At 47.7% G+C, this 874-nt stretch carries 1 protein-coding gene; it reads right to left on the minus strand.

The features are described 5' to 3' along the window. Positions 1-188 precede the first annotated feature (188 nt). Positions 189-485 (minus strand): hypothetical protein, encoded by a 297-nt coding sequence (locus tag AC1DRJ_RS30165; protein WP_477805336.1) that lies wholly within the window; start codon positions 483-485, stop codon positions 189-191. Positions 486-874: the final 389 nt, after the last annotated feature.

Consider the following 874-nt stretch of genomic DNA (forward strand, 5'->3'; position numbering starts at 1 on the left):
CTTATGAATGGCTTTTCAGGCAGAGCATAGTGTCAGCCGCATCACTGCCACGGCTTGGCCTGTGGATAGTCACGCTCCCACGGGGCTTATTGAAGTCAAAAACTCATATTTTTGGAGTGATCGGTCTATGCGCAGATGTCGTAAGGAGCAGCGTTTGCTCGAGCCCAGGCTGCCAGGACAAATGACTATCAAAGTGCAATGAGTGAGAAACTCTGACTCTCATTAGTCGTGTTTTGTGGGGGGGAGGGGCTTTGGTCGTTCGCCTCTTCCTCGTCATGGGTCTCATTTTCAGAGTAGATTTTCAGATGTGACAATTTCAGTTTCTCATTCGGGCTCAACTCTATTTCGTAAACCTCGATTTCTGCGCTGTCGATAGAGTATTCACTGTGAGCCATCGAATGAAAGGATATCGCGGCCAGAGACAGAGCTACCAGGATCCTGGTGATCATCGCTTTAACGGCTCGCAAAAATAGATGGGTTTTCACCTGGCACCCCATTTAAAATTTTCTGGAAAGAGTAGGAAGCTGAAACATACCTACAGGCTGTCCTGTAAGTTGTTTGGAGAAGCAGGGAGCCGGTTGTTGTGCTGACAGATAGCAGGCACGGCTCCGGAACTATAGATGAGAGATTTTGAAGGGGAGGGGCGTCTGACTCAAATTAGTAATTCTTATTTTTTGTTTGAGTCCGATTTAGCGACGCTAGGCGCATCAAGCTTTGATGCCTGATCGAATGCGCGTGAGGTGATTGGGAACAGAGGCTTAGTGATTCATACAGCGCAAGCGGCCAAGGTCATGCACATAAAAGCACACGGATTTTTTATCGCCGGTAGGGATTAATTCGTAATTCAGAACAGCGCCTTCTTGCAGAACGAACT

The sequence above is a fragment of the Pseudomonas sp. P5_B2 genome (assembly GCF_056400445.1).